Here is a 921-nt window from a genome sequence, read left to right as displayed (position 1 = left end):
AGCCTATTTTGCAAATACCGGATGGAAAACGGCGGCTTCGTGGAGTAGCGATTTACGAGCCGTCTGCGGCGGAAGTCCAACGTTTCAGTCGAAGGGTCCGCCCGGATACCGAGTTGCAGCTCGCGCCGCTTGATGGCCCGTTCGCTTGCTGTGTCAACAAACTGATCAGAAAGGAACTGATCGACGGCAGCGGTAACAGAATCGATCTCCGCGCCTTCCGTTTGCATGATTTCGTTCATTTCCTTCACGTCATGGTAGAGCTCCGGCAGATGCCGGATTAAATCAGGCATGTAGCGTCACCGTCCCCGCTGCCGGTATTTGATCGGCGACAAGCGTGATGTTGCCGGCGCTGCCGTTCAGCTTCGTATTGGCTATGTCCGATACTCCTGAAACACTCAAAATTCGCGCCTCAACCTGACTCACACGGACGACGAGCTGCTTCTCCGCTGCCCAGGATTGCCGGAGAGACAGCAGATACGCCGCGAATATGCTGACGATTTCGGGCTGCACTTGCCCGACTGTCACGCCGGCGGCGAGCGTAAGAGTCGTTTCCACATTTACCGTTAGATTTGTCACACCCGCAATTGTAACGCGATGGCCGATAGGAGCCAGGCCAATGCCTTCTCCGCTATTCGTAGTTGGGTCTATGGCGGTTTGCACGTCGTTGACGAGCGTCGCAGACGGCGGATTGAAGTCGGCTGCTATGATCGTACATTTCACCGTTCCGCCGCCTTGCCATGCAGGGGACACCTTCACCCCGCCAACCCCCGAAAGTTCCCCGACCTTTTTTTGATAGTCGGCCACATTGCCGCCAAATGGCTGCTCATTTAGCGCTGCAAAGTATCGTTTCCTAAGCGAATCGTCCGTTTCAATATCTTCCCCTGGAACAAGCACGTCCGCCAGCTCCGCACGTACAAGGCC

Annotated in this window: 2 protein-coding genes; both read right to left on the bottom strand. The window is 55.9% G+C overall.

Translation table 11 applies throughout. The features are described from left to right. A partial coding sequence (locus AC3G2T_RS38735; protein ID WP_488438820.1) for a putative phage tail protein occupies positions 1-290 on the bottom strand: 290 nt, incomplete at its 3' end. Beyond that, positions 283-921: baseplate J/gp47 family protein (locus AC3G2T_RS38730; RefSeq protein ID WP_488438819.1), on the bottom strand; the 639-nt coding region annotated here is incomplete at its 5' end. The genes AC3G2T_RS38730 and AC3G2T_RS38735, both read right to left, overlap by 8 nt.

It is taken from the genome of Paenibacillus sp. sgz302191, assembly GCF_057749925.1.
Note: the sequence above shows the minus strand (reverse complement) of the source record. Positions and strands in the feature narration are given on the sequence as shown.